This is a genomic window from Corynebacterium sp. HMSC070E08 (assembly GCF_001808895.1).
Lineage (GTDB): Bacteria > Actinomycetota > Actinomycetes > Mycobacteriales > Mycobacteriaceae > Corynebacterium > Corynebacterium hiratae.
Genome location: NZ_KV794798.1, coordinates 130,778 through 146,190 on the forward strand (window position 1 = coordinate 130,778; position 15,413 = coordinate 146,190).

General features: G+C 60.3%; 18 protein-coding genes. 11 read left to right on the forward strand and 7 right to left on the reverse strand.

The features are described 5' to 3' along the window. The first annotated feature begins 125 nt into the window (after window positions 1-125). Window positions 126-785 carry an ACT domain-containing protein gene (locus HMPREF2526_RS12190; RefSeq protein ID WP_046649342.1) on the forward strand — a complete coding sequence of 220 codons (660 nt, stop codon included), beginning with the start codon at window positions 126-128 and terminating at the stop codon, window positions 783-785. Here the strand turns inward: HMPREF2526_RS12190 and HMPREF2526_RS12195 are convergent. The 3 genes from HMPREF2526_RS12195 to ligA are packed head-to-tail and all read right to left on the reverse strand — an operon-like array spanning window position 778 to window position 4,324. Continuing rightward, window positions 778-1,536 (reverse strand): HAD family hydrolase, encoded by a 759-nt coding sequence (locus tag HMPREF2526_RS12195; RefSeq protein WP_070547389.1) that lies wholly within the window; start codon window positions 1,534-1,536, stop codon window positions 778-780. The genes HMPREF2526_RS12190 and HMPREF2526_RS12195 overlap by 8 nt on opposite strands. Then, window positions 1,533-2,303: an HAD family hydrolase gene (locus HMPREF2526_RS12200; protein ID WP_070547390.1), complete on the reverse strand. Its 771-nt coding sequence runs from the start codon at window positions 2,301-2,303 to the stop codon at window positions 1,533-1,535. The genes HMPREF2526_RS12195 and HMPREF2526_RS12200 overlap by 4 nt, the downstream gene beginning before the upstream one ends. Next, window positions 2,300-4,324, reverse strand: coding sequence for an NAD-dependent DNA ligase LigA (gene ligA / locus HMPREF2526_RS12205; protein ID WP_070515613.1), 2,025 nt, complete (start codon window positions 4,322-4,324; stop codon window positions 2,300-2,302). Before ligA ends, HMPREF2526_RS12200 begins: the two co-directional genes overlap by 4 nt. Before the next feature lie 127 nt (window positions 4,325-4,451). Between ligA and HMPREF2526_RS12210 the strand changes: the two genes are divergently transcribed. From HMPREF2526_RS12210 to HMPREF2526_RS12235, 6 genes are all read left to right on the forward strand, one after another. Further along, the gene (locus tag HMPREF2526_RS12210) at window positions 4,452-5,123 is read left to right on the forward strand and encodes a 3'-5' exonuclease (RefSeq protein ID WP_070515611.1); all 672 of its coding nucleotides are present in this window, start codon (window positions 4,452-4,454) and stop codon (window positions 5,121-5,123) included. Window positions 5,124-5,185: 62 nt separating this feature from the next. Continuing rightward, window positions 5,186-5,698 carry an ArsR/SmtB family transcription factor gene (locus HMPREF2526_RS12215; protein ID WP_049157229.1) on the forward strand — a complete coding sequence of 171 codons (513 nt, stop codon included), beginning with the start codon at window positions 5,186-5,188 and terminating at the stop codon, window positions 5,696-5,698. Then, on the forward strand, window positions 5,698-6,696 hold the full coding sequence (locus HMPREF2526_RS12220; protein ID WP_070547391.1) for a serine hydrolase domain-containing protein: 999 nt from the start codon (window positions 5,698-5,700) through the stop codon (window positions 6,694-6,696). Before HMPREF2526_RS12215 ends, HMPREF2526_RS12220 begins: the two co-directional genes overlap by 1 nt. 9 nt (window positions 6,697-6,705) lie before the next feature. Continuing rightward, entirely contained in the window at window positions 6,706-6,969 is a 264-nt protein-coding gene (locus tag HMPREF2526_RS12225; protein WP_070547392.1) for a hypothetical protein, read from the forward strand. Between the two features lie 21 nt (window positions 6,970-6,990). Next, window positions 6,991-7,254: a hypothetical protein gene (locus HMPREF2526_RS12230; protein ID WP_070515603.1), complete on the forward strand. Its 264-nt coding sequence runs from the start codon at window positions 6,991-6,993 to the stop codon at window positions 7,252-7,254. A gap of 82 nt (window positions 7,255-7,336) precedes the next feature. Beyond that, window positions 7,337-8,467, forward strand: a complete 1,131-nt coding sequence (locus tag HMPREF2526_RS12235; protein ID WP_046649331.1) for an ATP-binding protein — start codon at window positions 7,337-7,339, stop codon at window positions 8,465-8,467. A gap of 22 nt (window positions 8,468-8,489) precedes the next feature. On the opposite strand, the gene HMPREF2526_RS12240 is transcribed toward HMPREF2526_RS12235, so the two are convergent. Further along, window positions 8,490-9,446, reverse strand: coding sequence for a DUF1963 domain-containing protein (locus HMPREF2526_RS12240; RefSeq protein ID WP_046649330.1), 957 nt, complete (start codon window positions 9,444-9,446; stop codon window positions 8,490-8,492). A gap of 129 nt (window positions 9,447-9,575) precedes the next feature. Continuing rightward, window positions 9,576-10,484 carry a uroporphyrinogen decarboxylase/cobalamine-independent methonine synthase family protein gene (locus HMPREF2526_RS12245; protein WP_070547393.1) on the reverse strand — a complete coding sequence of 303 codons (909 nt, stop codon included), beginning with the start codon at window positions 10,482-10,484 and terminating at the stop codon, window positions 9,576-9,578. Between the two features lie 107 nt (window positions 10,485-10,591). Here HMPREF2526_RS12245 and HMPREF2526_RS12250 point away from each other — a divergent pair, with 107 nt between their 5' ends. Next, complete coding sequence (locus HMPREF2526_RS12250) at window positions 10,592-10,960, forward strand: PH domain-containing protein (RefSeq protein WP_046649328.1); 369 nt, start codon at window positions 10,592-10,594, stop codon at window positions 10,958-10,960. A 2-nt stretch (window positions 10,961-10,962) separates the two neighbouring features. Here HMPREF2526_RS12250 and mnmA read toward each other — a convergent pair whose 3' ends face one another. Beyond that, a complete protein-coding gene (mnmA, locus tag HMPREF2526_RS12255) occupies window positions 10,963-12,048 on the reverse strand; it encodes a tRNA 2-thiouridine(34) synthase MnmA (RefSeq protein ID WP_070547394.1) in 1,086 nt (361 codons plus the stop codon). A 104-nt stretch (window positions 12,049-12,152) separates the two neighbouring features. On the opposite strand from mnmA, the gene HMPREF2526_RS12260 reads away from it, so the two are divergent. Beyond that, complete coding sequence (locus HMPREF2526_RS12260; protein WP_070547395.1) at window positions 12,153-12,995, forward strand: spermidine synthase; 843 nt, start codon at window positions 12,153-12,155, stop codon at window positions 12,993-12,995. Here HMPREF2526_RS12260 and HMPREF2526_RS12265 read toward each other — a convergent pair. Then, window positions 12,992-14,146: a glycoside hydrolase family 25 protein gene (locus tag HMPREF2526_RS12265; protein WP_049157245.1), complete on the reverse strand. Its 1,155-nt coding sequence runs from the start codon at window positions 14,144-14,146 to the stop codon at window positions 12,992-12,994. The two genes, HMPREF2526_RS12260 and HMPREF2526_RS12265, sit on opposite strands and share 4 nt — an antisense overlap. Before the next feature lie 185 nt (window positions 14,147-14,331). On the opposite strand from HMPREF2526_RS12265, the gene HMPREF2526_RS12270 reads away from it, so the two are divergent. Continuing rightward, window positions 14,332-14,793 carry a hypothetical protein gene (locus HMPREF2526_RS12270; protein WP_070547396.1) on the forward strand — a complete coding sequence of 154 codons (462 nt, stop codon included), beginning with the start codon at window positions 14,332-14,334 and terminating at the stop codon, window positions 14,791-14,793. Window positions 14,794-14,874: 81 nt separating this feature from the next. After that, complete coding sequence (locus HMPREF2526_RS12275; protein ID WP_046649324.1) at window positions 14,875-15,300, forward strand: hypothetical protein; 426 nt, start codon at window positions 14,875-14,877, stop codon at window positions 15,298-15,300. Window positions 15,301-15,413: the final 113 nt, after the last annotated feature.

The following is a 15,413-nucleotide window of genomic DNA, read 5'->3' on the forward strand; positions in this document are numbered from 1 at the left end:
CTCCCCCTACACACCACTGAAGCTATTGAATAGTATTCGATACGTTGGGTACCATCGATCAAGTTGTACAAACTATTCGCATCAGCGATTTCCCTACCTAGTCATCTTCCCCCAGAAAGAACGATATGTCGTACCTCGTCCGTGTCCTCCTCCCTGACACTCCCGGCAGCCTTGGCCTCCTCGCCAACGCGATGGGCAGCATCGAGGCCGATATTCGTTCCGTCGATATCGTGGAAAACTTCCCGGACGGCACAGTCATGGATGACATCGTCCTCGATCTCCCCCAGTCCACCATGGCTGATGAGATCATCACCGCTGCACAGACCGTGGAAGGCGTAGAAGTTGACTCCATCCGCCCCTTCAGTGGACGCGTTGACCGCCGTGGGCAGATCCACGTGCTGGCTAAGGTTGCCTCACAACGCAACGTGACCGCCGCTATGAAGGAGGTGTGTGCAGCAATCCCGAAGGCGCTGACCTCCAACTGGGCCATCGTCATTGCGAACGACGACAAGATTAGCCGCATCGCTGCCTCCGACGCTGCACCTGCCGACGACGGCTCGATCCCGACCGATCTCAACATCACCTCGGCGCGCGTTCTCAATCCGGAGAAGGACACGTGGATTCCTGAGTCGTGGACGCTGATCGAATCCGCGCTGGCTGCCGCTCCCCTCGTGGGCACGAAGTATGTCGTCGTCATGGGACGCGTCGGCGGGCCGGACTACCTTGCCTCCGAGGTCGAGCACTTGGGTGACTTGGGCGCTATCTTGGGCGCCTTCCTCACCTAGTTAGCAATGCGTTGAGTCCCGCGGCGACGTCAGGAACCACGTGGTCCACCTCGTCGGTAATCTGCGTTCCCGGGAACGTGAAGGACTCGGTGGCGATGGAATGCATCGAGAGGTCATTGAAGCTATCGCCGAAGGTGTAGAGTTCAGCTCCTTCGTGACCGAGGTGGCCAAGCAACCGCGTCAAGCCCTCGCCCTTGTTGTGTCCGGGCGGCATGATGTCGTAAAAGTCACAGTTGAACGAGGACTCGACTGCACAATGCGCACGGACCCACTCGTCCACCTCGCGGCGCAACTCAGCGTTGCCTGGAATCCACAGGGACATGAGAACGGTGCTGCGCTTGGCGACGTCCCCCGGATCCACCACTTCCGTATTCGCCACCATCGAGGATTCCCGGCCAGCCAGACCGTCCCACGCCACCTGGTCGGCTCCAGACAAGCCAGTGAGGTAGATGTTCAACGGCAACCCGGTGAAACGGTCGATGACGGCTTGGACGATATCACTGGGCAGGTGCTCCTCGTGGAGGATGGAGTAATCGCCGTCTGTGATGACAGTGCCGTTGTAGAGCACGTGATAATCCAGCTCCACGCCGAATGGCTCGAGCGTGTTGCGTGCATTGGCGATGGACTTGCCCGTCGCGGAGATGGCGAGATTGCCAGCGTCCCGCCACGCGGTGATGGCTTCCTTTACGGCCTCAGTTATGTCTTCGTTGACGTAAACGGTTCCATCCATGTCCAAAGCCGCAATCTTCATGCCCCGTAGTGTATTAGACCTTTCACGGCCGAGTCCACCACCGCGGTGCACGCCTCCTGGATGTCGGGTTGCGCCCAGGGGAAGGTCAGGGAGACGTCGGCAAGCGCGTGCATAGGCAGGTCATTGTGACCATCACCTAAGGTGATGAGCTCAATCTCGGAACGCTCGCGGCTAAGATGTTCAAGCAGCCAAGTCAAGGCGAAGCCCTTGTTGTGGCCGGGCGGCGTGATATCGAAGAAGTTTCGGTTCATCGCGGTGCCGACGGGAAAGCGGTCCGTCACCCACTGCGCAATCTCTTTCTGTAGCTCTGGGTTACCCGGCGTCCAGGCGGCGACGAGGGGGAAGACTTCTTTTTCGATGTGCTCGGGTGAAACTGGAACGGGCTCGCTGATGATGGGATTGTGCACGCCCTCCACGTTGCGCACGAGGTGGCCGTCGGGGCCTTCCAAGCGCGTGCAATACAGGTCGAGCTTCGGAATATCACGAACCCGCTCATACACAGCACGGACCACCTCGGGCGGCACGTGGTTTTCGTAGAGCAGTTCATAGTCGCCATCCATGATGACGGTGCCGTTGCACAGCAGGAAGTAATCGAAGTCGACACCGAAAGGCTCAAGCGCACGCCGCGCCGAGTGCGACGACTTACCCGTGGCCACGACGGCGAGGTTGCCCGCAGCGCGCCACTGCGCAATGGCCTCTGGGACTTCCTCAGGCATATACCCATCGAAGTAGATGGTGCCGTCGAGGTCGAAGGCGGCTAGCTTCATGCCTCGCCCGTTTCCAGCAGACGGGTGAAGCCCTCTTCATCCAGGATGGTCAGCCCCAGATCGCGGGCCTTCTGTTCCTTGGATCCGGCATTCTCTCCGACCACGACGTAGTTCGTCTTCTTAGACACCGAACCGGATGCCTTTCCGCCGCGGGTGATAATGGCCTCCTTGGCCGAATCACGAGTGAAGTTCTCCAAGGTACCGGTCACCACCACGGTGATGCCTTCAAGGGTCTGCGCCGGCTTATCGCTGGCTTCCTCCTCCATGGTGACCCCGGCGGCGGTCCACTTCTGCACGATGTTGTCGTGCCAATCCACCTCGAACCACTGCTTGAAGGATTCCGCGATGATGGTGCCCACACCATCGGTATCCGCCAGCTCCTCGACCGATGCTGCGCGCAGCACTTCCATGGAGCCAAAGCGGGTGGCTAGTGCACGTGCCGCAATGGGGCCGACGTGGCGGATCGACAGCGCGACGAGCACCCTCCAGAATTCAGCCTGGCGGGCCGTCTTGAGGTTCTCCAGCAGCTTCTTACCCGAAGCATTGAGCGCGCCCTTCTGCGTGGTGTAGACCGAGGATTTGAGGAGTGCTTGTTCATCGAGATCGAAGAGGTCCGCCTCATCCTTGAGCACTCCGGAGGAAATCAGATCCGCGGCAGCCTTCTCCCCCAGCTCGCCAATGTCGAGCGCCTTGCGGGAGGCCAGGTATTCCAGGCGTGCCGCCAGCTGGGCCGGGCAGCTACGAGTGTTCGGGCAGCGCCAGTCCTGGTCGCCTTCCTTCTGCGGAGCCAGCTTCGTACCACAGGCAGGGCAATTCTCCGGAAAGACCCATTCAGTCTCGCTGCCATCGCGCTTGTCCAGAACGGGGCCGAGGACCTCAGGGATGATCTCTCCGGCCTTGCGGATGATGATGGTATCCCCGATGAGGACATTCTTGTTCTTGACCTCGAATTGGTTGTGCAGGGTGGCCATGGAAACGGTCGAGCCGGAGACGAAGACCGGCTCCATGATGGCGAAAGGCGTCACGCGCCCGGTACGTCCCACACCGACCTCGATGTTGAGCAGCTTGGTGGTGACCTCCTCCGGCGGGTATTTATAGGCAATAGCCCAGCGCGGCGCGCGCGAAGTCGCGCCCAAGGCGCGCTGGCTGGCCAGGTCATCGACCTTGATGACAAGCCCGTCCATTTCAAAGTAGGCATCGTGGCGGTGCTCCTCCCAGTACGTGACCCGCTCTTGTACCTCCTTGGCTGTGGTGACCCGCTGGGTATAGGGAGACACCGGAAATCCCCAAGCCTCTAGGGCCTTGTAAGCATCGTGCTGCGAGGTGGGCTGGAATCCCTCGCGCGCGCCAATGCCGTGACAGACCATGTGGAGCCGGCGCTTCTTGACGTCCTCCGGATCCTTCATGCGCAGCCCGCCTGCCGCCGCGTTGCGGGGGTTGGCAAAGGTGGGCTTGCCGTCTTCGCGGCGCGCGGAGTTGATCTCCTCAAACTCATCCGGGCGCATGTACACCTCGCCGCGGACCTCCACCAGGGACGGCACCGGATACTCTTTGGTACCCGTCAGCTCGTGCGGGATATCGGGGATAACGCGTGCATTGGCGGTGATGTCCTCGCCCACACGACCATCACCGCGTGTGGCGGCCGTGGCGAGCTTGCCATCGCGGTAGACCAAATCAATGGACAGGCCATCAATCTTGAGCTCGGTCAGATAAGCCTCGGCCGGCGTGCGGTCCAGCCAGTCCTGCAGCTCATCCGCACTGAAGACGTTGTCCAAGCTGTACAGGCGCTCCAGGTGCTCGATGTCGACAGCACCTTCCGGCGCAGCACCGACCTGCTGGGTTGGCGAATCCGGGGTCTGCAGCTCCGGGTGCTCCGCCTCAAGCGCCAGCAAGCGCTGGAAGAGCGCGTCAAAGTCCGCATCCGGGATTGACGGCTCACCGTTGTAGTACAACTCACGGTGCTTGCGCACTTCCTGGGCAAGCTCGGACCATTCGCGTTGGATATCTACTGCATCACTCACGAGTCACTAGTGTAGCGGGGCTACCGGACATGCCTATGACCTGCGGATGGTCATTCTGCAAGAGTTCGTCCGTCATTCTGCAGCACTTCCACAGTGCGTGTCCGAGCCGGGCGCTAGAGTGTTGTCCATGAACTTCGACGCCACCCGCATGCTCTCCTTCGACCTCGAAACCACCTCCGTGAAGCCCAAAGAAGCCCGCATCGTCACCTCTGCCCTGGTGCGTATCGACGGGCGTGAAGTAGACAAGCGGGAAATGCTCGCTGACCCCGGCGTGGAGATCCCCGAGGAAGCCGCCAAGATTCACGGCATCACTACTGAGAAGGCCCGCGCGGAAGGTCGCCCCCACGAGGAGGTGCTCAAGGAGACGGTCGATTCCATCTATAAGGCCTGGGACGAGGGGCTCACGCTCATCGTCTACAACGCCGCCTACGATCTCTCCGTACTGCGCGCGCTGACCGGGGACTTCACGGTCAACGGCCCGGTGTTCGATCCTTTCGTTATCGACCGCGTTAAGGATAAGTGGCGCAAGGGCAAGCGCACCTTGGAGGAGGTCTCCGCCCATTACGGCGTGGAATTGAGCAACGCGCATGAGGCGACTGCCGACGCCCTCGCGGCCGCCCGCGTGGCCTGGAAGCAGGTGCGCCAGCACTTCCCTGAGCTAGCCCAGATGGATACCAACGAGCTCATGGAGTACCAGGCCGTCGAGTGGTACAAGGACCGCGAATCCTTCAAGAAGTACCTGGAAGGCCGCGGGCGGGACGCCTCGGATGTCTCCACCGCGTGGCCGATGATTTCTTAACTCCCACCCCCTCACCCAAATAGCACTTGCCAGTTTTCTAGAGTTCTGGAATTCTAGAAACCATGGAAACGACAGTCGAAGCACGCCTCGCCGAACTCGAAGCGCGCGTCGCCGCGCTTGAGGGGCGCACCACGCCCACCGACGCCGGCCCCGCATCCACCGCGGAAGAAGGCTCGGCCTACTGGCTGGTCGACGCCCTCGCACCCAACGAGCAGCTTCCCGACGGCTCCATCATCTTTGGCGGCAACATAAACGTCGGCAAGCGCACTTATGCCTATCAATGGCAGCGCCCCACGAACTTCGTCACCGACGAGGATTGGGCAGAAAACCTCGAGCGCCTATCCGCTCTTGCCCATCCAGTCCGCGGCGAAATCCTGCGCCGCCTGCTCGCCGCACCCGCGACAGCCGCAGAGCTTGTCGAAGAAGACATCGTCTCCTCTACCGGCACCGCCTACCACCACTTGAGCGCGCTGACCCATGCCGGCTGGACCACGAAGTCTGGCGGCGAGTATTCCATCCGCCCCGCCCGAGTTATCCCCCTTCTCACCATCATCACCGCGAGCGAGGACCACTAATGCGTAGAATGTCCCTAGCCGTCATCGCTGCCATTGCCGTTGCAGCCATCCTGCTCATCACAGGGCCGCAAAGGATTACCCTGGCAAAAGACAAAACTGGTGACGAAGCCTTAGCTGCCCAGTTGAAAGAGCACTCAGAGTCCGGCTTCCACAACCTCACTGCCTTTACCCTCCAGGACGGCAAGGTCACCTTTGCGGGACTGGGCAGCGACGAGCACACGGAGGTCGAAATCGGCTCCGTGACCAAGATGTTCACTGGCGAACTGGCCCACCAGCTCGTCGAAGAGGAAAAACTGAGAACTGACACCACTGTGGGCGAGGTCCTCAATGTTGGCGATGCGCCCGTCGCTGACGTCACCGTCCAAGAATTGCTCGACCACACCTCTGGCCTACCGCGACTGGCGAGCGCGAGCCTCCTCAGCAATCTCGCCTCGGGTGTCACCGGCTCGAACCCCTATGAAGGTGAGACCATTGAGGACATCGTGGCTGCCGCCACGGAGGCCGAACTAAAAGACCGCGGTAAAGAATCCTATTCAAACCTTGGCTATGGGCTCCTGGGCCACATGCTCGAGACCGTTGACGGGCAACCTTATGAACAGATGCTCAAAGAACGCATCTTCGAGCCAGCTGGCATGACAGAAACCTATCTCATGACGCCGGGCTCTGTGCCTGACGACGCTCCACGCGGCCTAACCCCCACCGGCCGCCACGCTGAGCCGTGGGAGATGGAAGGCTCCGCACCCGCGGGAGCCATCCGCTCCACGGCAAGTGACATGGCCAAGTTCGCCGAGTGGTTCATGGACAACGGCGATACCGACTTCGGCTGGCAGCCCCCCAGCGAAAACAATGCTGGGTACTGGCACAACGGCGGTACATACGGTTACTCGACGATGCTCATCATCGAACCAGAGACCAAACGCGCTGCCTTCGCCAACAACGATTCCCTCGCCGGTACCGAAGACCTCGCCCAAGCTCTATTCGACGAGCTCGGATCCTAAGGAGACACCGTGTTACTCACCATCAGCATGATCGTTATCATCGCCTCCCTTCTATGGTCCGCATGGAAGGCATTCACCACCCCAGGGAAGACAGCCTCGCGCGTTATTTCCGTAGCAATCACTGCCATCGTCATCGTGCTCATCGGATATACCTTGCCCTGGAATGCGGACCTCCACTTCTTCTGGTGGTATGGCCTCGTCGCCGCATGTGCTGTGTACGCCGGTGCGGTGGCCTGGCGGGCTATGGATTCGAAGCCCGCAAGCACAATCTAAGTCCTCCCGTACACTGACGTTATGACTGCTCCCGCTTACCGCACGGTCCATATCCACGACGTCAATCCCTCCGTAATTGCCACCCTTCAGAAGCGCGCTGACGCCGCTGGGGTTTCTTTGGAAAACTACCTGCGCGATCTCCTGACAACCACAGCTTCACGCCCTGAATTTTCGCCGCGTCCCAGCGTCCAGGAAAAGCTCGCGGAGCTCACCCAGCGTGACCCTATAGCTATAAACGGCGATTTTGACATCGTCGGCGCCATTCGGGCGGGGCGGGACGCCTAATTCCACCTGGGGGACGAAAGTCTCCCAAATCTCCGCTTTTAGAAAAGTCTCCCAAATCTCCCAATGCCCTAGGATTGAGACTATGTCCCCACATGAGAACCCATTCCGCCCCACCTTCGGCGTTCCACCACTCTTTTGGGTTGGGCGCACGGCAGTGCTCGACACCTTCCGGGCTGCACTCGACTCCCAGCCGGGCAGCCCGGGCCGCTCGCTCATCATCAGCGGTGCCCGCGGTATCGGTAAGACGGTTTTGCTCAATGAGCTCGAAGATATCGCTTCTAGCCGCGGGTGGATTACCCTGCGGGCCTCGGGACGCAGCTCCTTGGTGGAGGAACTCGTGGACACCACCATCCCGCGCATCATAGACAAGCTTGCCCCGGCGGATAAGAGCAAGGTCAACCGCGTCGGTATTGGCGGCCTGGCAACCATCGGCATCCAGCACAACACCGAGGAAGCCTATAAACCGACGTTGAACACCCGCCTGCGCGAGCTTTTAGGCCTGCTCAAAGGCACTGGCGTACTGCTCACCATCGATGAAGTGCAGGACGCAGACGCCGAGGACCTCACCTCCCTGGCCGTGACCTACCAAGACTTGGTGCGCGATGAGCTCGATGTCGCTATTGTCGCCGCGGGCCTTCCGCAGGGAGTCAACCGCCTGCTGGACCTGCCGGGTGTGACCTTCCTGCGCCGCGCGCAGAAGTTCGTTCTGGGGCCGCTCTCCCCCGCGAACGCCAAGGTGGCCTTCACAGAAACCGCGGCGCAGTCCGGACTCGAATTCACCGAGGATGCGGTTGCGGCTGCGGTGCGGCTGTCCCGAGGCTACCCCTACATGGTGCAGCTGGTGGGCTCATTGGCCTGGGGAAAGGCGCAGCGCGAGGGTGGAAGCCGCATCGAGGAGGGTGACGTCGCGGCAGTGTCAGCCGAGGCGATCTCGGTTCTCGGCGCCCAGGTCCACCAGCCCGCTACCCTGGCGCTTCCGCCAGCGCAGCGCCTCTTCCTCGAAGCGATGAGCGCGGTTATGGAGAACGGCACGGCGGAAATCAAGAACATCGCCGCTCACCAGGACCGGACGGTGCGCTCACTGTCGGCCACGCGCCAAAGGCTTATCGACGCCGACCTGATCGAGCCCACCGCACACGGCCAACTCCAGTTCGTCATCCCTTATATGGAGGCCTACTTCACCGCGACGGACAGCCTGGGGAGGATTGATTAAAAGGGAAATTGGGGAAGCAAAACTAGCCGCAATCCCAGTAAAAGACAGCACCATCGGCCCTGCCAGTGTTTTCGGAGCGGTACACGACAGCCTCGCCAGCCTGCATTTTCTTCAATGCGTCCGGGTGCAGAAATACGTGGGCCACACCGAGGTCACCCCACATGGCCTCGAAAGGAAGCTCTTCTTCTTCCAGATATGTGGAATCGATTTCTAGGAAGTGAACGTACCCTTCAGGCTGCGTAGGGTCTTGTGCGAAGGCTGGGAAACCGCCAAGCATAATGTCGCTTTGGTTTCTGGCTGCGGCTCGCAACTCAACCAGCTCGTCAAAGTAATCAAACTCTTCAAGAAAGTCATCGCCTTTTCTAGACTTCAAAGCCTCGTACACTGCATAGTCGGTGGGAGGGACCATTGCCACTGCACTAGACAAGGAGATCGGAGAGTTCATAACCTCCCCAAGATCCTTGCTAAACGGGGAACAAAAATCCTCGTGCTTTTCATCGAAGGCAGCAGGCTCCGCGGTATGAGGTCCAGGAAAGCTGTGGTTGCCAAAGCCTTCCGCAGGCTCAGGGATATAGCGAATTTCCATGCCATCGCCAGGCGAATCCGAATCGAAACCGCCGAAGAACGGATCAGCACCGACGAAGAGTTGAAAAATTCCTGACTCCGGAATCAATCCGTCGAGAGTTGCTTCGCTTTCCGACGCCCCCTCCGCACGCACATGACAGACAATATCGGCAAAATTTAGCTGAATGATATGGAGTAATGGCTGACCGTTCTTTGAAATGGGCCATGTCGAACCTTCCGGAAGATACGGTCTACCTCCGAAGTACGAGCCATGTTCGGTGGGAGTGCCGTTGGAGTAGGGAAGGACGACGCCTGGCTTGGCAAGTTGGATTAGGTCATCGGCATCTTCGGAGACGAGCTCTCCGGACTCGATCATCGAACGTAACGCTTTAACCTGTGCTGTGAACTCTGGCATGGCAGGTGGTTCTTTCTCTAGGACAACGAGGGATTTAATCAGGGATTATCCTTCAAAAGAAAGCATGCTGCAATAGATATCTAGCCTGTTCTGGTTCATATTCGAGGCCTAGGTCAGGTGAAAGCTCAATTAGAGATCCCCAGCATCGCGGATGAGAATGCCGGCGGTCTCGTTAACCGAGCGCAGAGAACGAGCGGAAGCCTTGACGGGATAGACGTCGAAACGGTCGACGAGGAGCTCGCGCGGCATGCCGATGCGGTCGAGATGCCGGGCCAGCGCAATGGCCTCCGCGCGGGCATCGAAACCTTCAAGGCCCAGACCAATGCGGTGGCCCGCGTTGAGGTGCTCGCCCAAGCCGTCCAGGTGGCGCGGGGTCTCCAGACCACGGAAATCCGTGAGGAAGGTCGTGGCTGCGGGCGCGACTGACCACAGCGGCGGGGCGTGCAGGTAGTCGGCCTCGAAGACAAGGAGCTGCTCAAGAGCTACCTCATCTGGGACCGCCGGAATGGTATCGAAGTCGGTGGTGCCGGGGATTCGGCCGGCGATAACGTCTGCGAGGAGTGGTTCGTCGAGTTGGACGACGACCTCCCCGTGGAAGCGGCGCGCGACATCCGCGGCGTGAGCACGGAGGCCATAGAGAAGTGACTCCGCAAGTTCGTTGAAGGCGCCGCGGTCGGTGAGGACGCGGTGGCCGTCGGAAAGCTCAATGCTCGCCGCGAGCGACCACGGGCCGAGTGCTTGCACCTTGACGCGGGGCACGGTTTCGCCCCAGACTTCCTGGACCTCGTCGATATCGCGCTCCAAGCGGTCCCACGCGCGGCGGGTGAGAAGCTGCGGGCGCGCCGTCATGCGCCACGAGCGCGGGCCGCGGTCGATGGAGATAGCCTCCAGCATGCTGGCCGTGCGGCCCACCGCATCGGAACCCAGTCCACGCTCGGGCAGCTGCGGGATGGCGGGAAGCTCGGTCTCCCCCATGATGATGTCCGCTGCCTCCGTCATGGAGGTACCCGGCATGGGGCCAAGGGCGAATCCCGTCATCTGTTCTCCTTCCCGAATGTTTTTCTTTTAATACCGAATCAAAGACTACTGCGACATCTATAATGCAATTCACAAACCACTAAGTCGAAGAGGCAAAGGATACTCCTGTGGCACTTGAACAGTTTTCTGGCTGGACCTTCTATTCTCCTTGCGAGATTCCGAGCGACATTCCGTCAATTCTCGCAGCCAACGAAAAACCCATTTGCGCATTTAAAACTGTCCGAGACGCAGCCGTCTTCACTAGCCACCGATTGATTATCCGAGATTCTCAAGGTCTCACTGGAAAGAAAGTCGAAATCTATTCTCTCCCTTACTCCTCCATTAATATGTGGTCGACGGAGAATGCAGGGAAGCTCCTAGACGTGAATGCTGAACTGGAGCTCTGGACACGGGCTGGCCATTTCAAAATCAACATCGGGCCCAAAGTCGATATTCGGGCACTCGACCGACTCATCGCTGACTGCGTGCTTCGCTAAAACTACTCGGTCCCGCAGATGGTGCCGGAGCCCAGCACGATATCGCCCAGCTCGTCCGGGCTCGGCAGATAGAGCACAGCCGCCTGGCCACGAGCCACACCGGAAAGAGGCTCCTTCAGTTCCAGCGTCATGCGGTCGGCCTCGCGGTCCACGTGAGCGCGGCAGGGAACGACAGAGCCGTGGGCGCGCACCTGCACCTCGCAGTCGAAGTCACCTTCCATAACCGGGTGCAGGTACTTCAGGCGATCGGCCTCAATGCGGGTCACGGCCAAGTCGGCACGCGATCCCACGGTGACGGTACCGGTGGCCGCGTCGATGTCGGTGACGTAGCGCGGGGAGCCGTCGGCAGTCGGCGTCTTGATGTCGAGGCCCTTGCGCTGGCCGATGGTGTAGTTCCACGCGCCATCGTGTTCCTTGAGCTCATTGCCCTCAGTGTCCACGATCATGCCAGGGCGCAGGCCGATAGAACGGCCCAGGAAGGCCTGAGTATTGCCATCCGGAATGAAACAGATGTCATAGGAATCCGGCTTGGCCGCCGTGGAGAAGCCATGGCGCTTGGCTTCCTCGCGGATCTGCGGCTTCGGGGTATCGCCAATCGGGAAAAAGCAGTGGTCCAGCTCTTCCTTGGTGATAACGCCCAGCACATAAGACTGGTCCTTGTTCTCATCCAAAGAGCGGCGCATGTAGCCGTCCGCGTCGATAGTGGCGTAGTGGCCCGTGGCCACCGCATCAAAGCCCAGCGCCATGCCCTTGCGCAGAAGGGCAGCAAACTTAATCTTCTCATTACAACGCAAGCACGGATTCGGGGTCTCACCGCGGGCGTAGGAGTCCACGAAATCCCCGATGACGGCTTCCTTGAACTCCTCGGAGAAGTCCCATACATAGAAGGGAATGCCGAGTTTGTCGCATATACGGCGGGCATCGGCGGAATCCTCCAGGGAGCAACAGCCGCGTGCCTTCTCACGGGTCTGCTGTGCATCCTTGTGCAGGGCCAAGTGCACGCCAATGACGTCATGGCCCGCCTCCACTGCGCGTGCTGCAGCCACCGAGGAATCGACGCCGCCGGACATGGCTACCAATACTCGCATGCTCTCCCCTTCTGGTTTCTTTATCGCCCACCTAGGCTAGTCGCGGTCTACCCCATACCCCAACACGCGAACCACGCAGCCTATTCCCTAAGCTAAGAGGCACTATGGGCAGAAAGCGCAACACCACCAACTCCATCGCGGGCACCTACGAGATTTCCACCGGCGAACTCGTCGTCGAGCCGGATCCTTTCCGCGACGGTGCATTCATCCTCAACGTCAATGGTGTGCCATCCTCACACCTCATCCCTGAGGAACCTCGCACCCTCGAGTTTGAGTACATGCGCTGGATTGCCGCTGCGGTAGAGAACCTCGCCCCTGGCAAACGTCTGCTCCACCTGGGCGGCGGTGGCTGTTCTCTTCCCCGCTACTTCGCTGACCTCTGGCCGGATTCCCACAACACCGTCGTCGAGCTCGACGCCAAATTGGCCGAGCTCATCCGGGAACTGGCCGATATTCCTTCCGCGCCCCGCGTCAAAATCCGCACCGGCGAGGCGCGGGAGGTCACAGAAGGGTTCCCGCCGAACCGCTTCGATGTCATCATCCGAGACGTCTTCGCCGGTGATACAACCCCGAAGCCCCTCACCACCCAAGAATTCTTCCTGCACGCCCACGCCACCTTGTCCCCTGGTGGCCTCTACGTGGCCAACTGCGGCGACCACTCCGATCTCCAAGGCGCAAAGGCGGAGCTAGCCGGAATGGCAGAAGTCTTCGCACACGTCGCCGTTATCGCCGACCCTCCCATGCTTAAAGGCCGGCGCTACGGCAACATCATCCTCATCGGCTCAGATACCGAGTTGCCTGTCGACGGCTCCCCCGAAGCCGCCGCCCTAGCCAAGCCGCTTCTCTCTGGTGCGGTGCCCGCGCACTTCCGCGACGAGTCCTGGACCCGCCGCTTCTTTACCGGCACGAGCCCCCGCCACGACGCCCCGGCAACCGCCGACGATTAGCGCAGGCTCTTAAGCAGGTCCGCCACCTGCTTGGAATCAAATGCCGGGATCTCCACACCCGCGGCGTGACCAGCACTGCGTGCGGCACGGCTGGCATTCTCCACGTCCTGCTCGCTGACGTTGTTGGCATCAAAGTCCTGCAGGTGCTGCGCGTTATCCAGGAAGATGGCTAGGTCGCCGACGGTGGCGTCGTTATTTGCCAGGCTCTTGAGGTCATCAACGCTAATGGCGCCGGTATTGAGCAGCTTCTCTGCCTGCGTCACAAGCCCGGTCGGATCCACGTCCAGACCCGCATCCTTCGCGGCATCGGCCACGGCGGGAACGGCCGCCGCACCTGCTGCCAGTGCCAGGATTCCAGCAATCAGCACGCCGGCGTCATCACCCAAGTCAACGCCCGGAATGACCAGGTCATCCAAGATGCCACCGAAGTCGATGTAATTGCCAGCAGAGAAGGAGTGCAGCTGCGCCTCAGTGCCGTTGAAGAGGTTCAGGTCAACGTCTGTCTCAATGCCGGCTACGCGGCCGCTGCCGGAGCGCTGCCAGAAGGCAAGCTTGTCCCAGCCACCGACCGGGTCCGGTGCGGTGTCCTGGTAAGCCGCCAACCACAGCGGGTACTCGGAGAAGCGCGTGGTGTTCCCCATCTGGCCCATCCAGAAGTACTTGTAGGTGTACAGCATCGGCGTGCGGCCGGTCAGGGACTTGACCTCCGTCATGAAGGTATCAATCCAGTCAGCAAGCTGGTCGGCACTCAGCCCCTCATCAACCTCGATGTCGAGCACCGGTGGCAGGGTCTGCGTCGGCACCAGCGCGATCTGAGAGGCGAAGCTGGCCGCCTGCTGCTTGGCATCACGTGCCGGGCGCGCGTAGTGGTAGGCGCCGACCTTCAGTCCAGCGGCTGCTGCGGCATTGGCATCGCGCACGAAGTGGTTGTTGACAAAGCCGACGCCCTCGGTGGCCTTCACGAAGGCATAGGACTGGCCATCGGACTTCACGGCATCCCAATCGATTCCGCGAAGGGACGCGTGGTTATTTCCGGAGACATCCACACCGGAAGGTGCGTAGGACGGGATGGCAACGGCGGTGGATACGGACAGTGCCACGGCCGCTACTGCGGTAACGGCGGCGGTAACAAGGCGACGTGCATGGCTCATGCGCGCCACACTACCTCCGCTTTAACACTAATCACTGAAGCAACACACGAAACATTGAACTCTTTTGCCACACCACTGACGCAACTCCCCAACAACCGCTCCCAACAGCAGCAACCGCTGCTAAACTGCGCTTCACATCGCCACCACCCCATCAGGTGATCACGACACCGACGAAGGACAGCGCCATGGACCAGCCCACCATCGACCCACACCTTCCCAACGAGCCACAACAACCACAGACGCCCAACGCACCCCAAGCGCTCAACGCGCCCCAGGAGTCCAAAGCATCGGAGCTACCACCACGCCGCGGCTGGGAAGGAGTCTTCAACGAGAAACTCGCACTGTGGGGCTCCGCAATCCTTCTGTCCGGCTGGGCGCTGGGATTCCTTTCCTTGCTCATCGCTGACAGCTCTACTTCGGGCACTGATGATGCCGTGTCCTTCTTCTTCGGATTCTTCGGCATTTTCGCGTTCATCGGGCTGTGTATCGCAACGCCTTTTCTCGCGACGCTTTTTGCCTTCCTCGCCCTCGCATCACTCGACTCTGACGTGCCAGAACGCAAACGCAACGCCAGAATCGCACTCGTGCTGGCGATACTGAGCATAGTGCCCATCGTTGTCTACTTCGGGCCAAAATACATGTTTTAGGTGCCGTCTCTGTGATGTCTAGGCCTTGACAACCTCAGCCAATGACAGCGCCAAAGACTAATGCCGACGAAGGATAGCCCCATGGACCAGCCCTCCATCGATCCTCACTTCCCCAATGAGCCACAGCGGCCCGCAGAGCCCAAGGAATCTGAGCTTCCTCCACGCCGCGGCTTAGCAGGAATCTTCAACGAGAAACTCGCCCTATGGGGCTCCGCTATCCTTCTGGGGAGCTGGGCGCTGGGATTCCTTTCCTTGCTCTTAGCAGACAGCGCTGCATCAGGCCCTGATGGGGCCGCGTCCTACATGTTCGGATTCTTCGGCCTTTTCGCGTTCATCGGGCTGTGGTTTGCAACGCCTTTTCTCGCGCCCCTCTTTGCCTTCATCGCCATCGCATCGCTTGACTCTGACGTTCCCGAACGCAAGCGCAACGCCATCATCGCACTCGTGCTTTCGATCGCGTCGGTGATTCCCATCGTCGCGCACTTCGCGCCGAACTATTTGTTCTAGGTCTCGACCCTAGGTGCTGGGCTCCAGGTGCCAAGTCCAAAACCTTGATACTTATGCAGTGCTTGGCGACGCCCCCCACCCAAGCTTGCGGACCCTGATCATCCAGGAGTCCT

What these genes read in the sequence shown, in the direction of transcription:
- HMPREF2526_RS12190 (WP_046649342.1), top strand. Translation starts at nt 126, where the DNA reads ATGTCGTACCTCGTCCGTGTCCTCCTCCCTGACACTCCCGGCAGCCTT.
- HMPREF2526_RS12270 (WP_070547396.1), top strand. Translation starts at nt 14,332, where the DNA reads ATGGACCAGCCCACCATCGACCCACACCTTCCCAACGAGCCACAACAA.
- HMPREF2526_RS12245 (WP_070547393.1), bottom strand. Translation starts at nt 10,484, where the DNA reads ATGACGGGATTCGCCCTTGGCCCCATGCCGGGTACCTCCATGACGGAG.
- HMPREF2526_RS12210 (WP_070515611.1), top strand. Translation starts at nt 4,452, where the DNA reads ATGAACTTCGACGCCACCCGCATGCTCTCCTTCGACCTCGAAACCACC.
- HMPREF2526_RS12215 (WP_049157229.1), top strand. Translation starts at nt 5,186, where the DNA reads ATGGAAACGACAGTCGAAGCACGCCTCGCCGAACTCGAAGCGCGCGTC.
- HMPREF2526_RS12265 (WP_049157245.1), bottom strand. Translation starts at nt 14,146, where the DNA reads ATGAGCCATGCACGTCGCCTTGTTACCGCCGCCGTTACCGCAGTAGCG.
- HMPREF2526_RS12275 (WP_046649324.1), top strand. Translation starts at nt 14,875, where the DNA reads ATGGACCAGCCCTCCATCGATCCTCACTTCCCCAATGAGCCACAGCGG.
- HMPREF2526_RS12200 (WP_070547390.1), bottom strand. Translation starts at nt 2,303, where the DNA reads ATGAAGCTAGCCGCCTTCGACCTCGACGGCACCATCTACTTCGATGGG.
- HMPREF2526_RS12230 (WP_070515603.1), top strand. Translation starts at nt 6,991, where the DNA reads ATGACTGCTCCCGCTTACCGCACGGTCCATATCCACGACGTCAATCCC.
- HMPREF2526_RS12220 (WP_070547391.1), top strand. Translation starts at nt 5,698, where the DNA reads ATGCGTAGAATGTCCCTAGCCGTCATCGCTGCCATTGCCGTTGCAGCC.
- HMPREF2526_RS12235 (WP_046649331.1), top strand. Translation starts at nt 7,337, where the DNA reads ATGTCCCCACATGAGAACCCATTCCGCCCCACCTTCGGCGTTCCACCA.
- HMPREF2526_RS12240 (WP_046649330.1), bottom strand. Translation starts at nt 9,446, where the DNA reads ATGCCAGAGTTCACAGCACAGGTTAAAGCGTTACGTTCGATGATCGAG.
- mnmA (WP_070547394.1), bottom strand. Translation starts at nt 12,048, where the DNA reads ATGCGAGTATTGGTAGCCATGTCCGGCGGCGTCGATTCCTCGGTGGCT.
- HMPREF2526_RS12195 (WP_070547389.1), bottom strand. Translation starts at nt 1,536, where the DNA reads ATGAAGATTGCGGCTTTGGACATGGATGGAACCGTTTACGTCAACGAA.
- HMPREF2526_RS12260 (WP_070547395.1), top strand. Translation starts at nt 12,153, where the DNA reads ATGGGCAGAAAGCGCAACACCACCAACTCCATCGCGGGCACCTACGAG.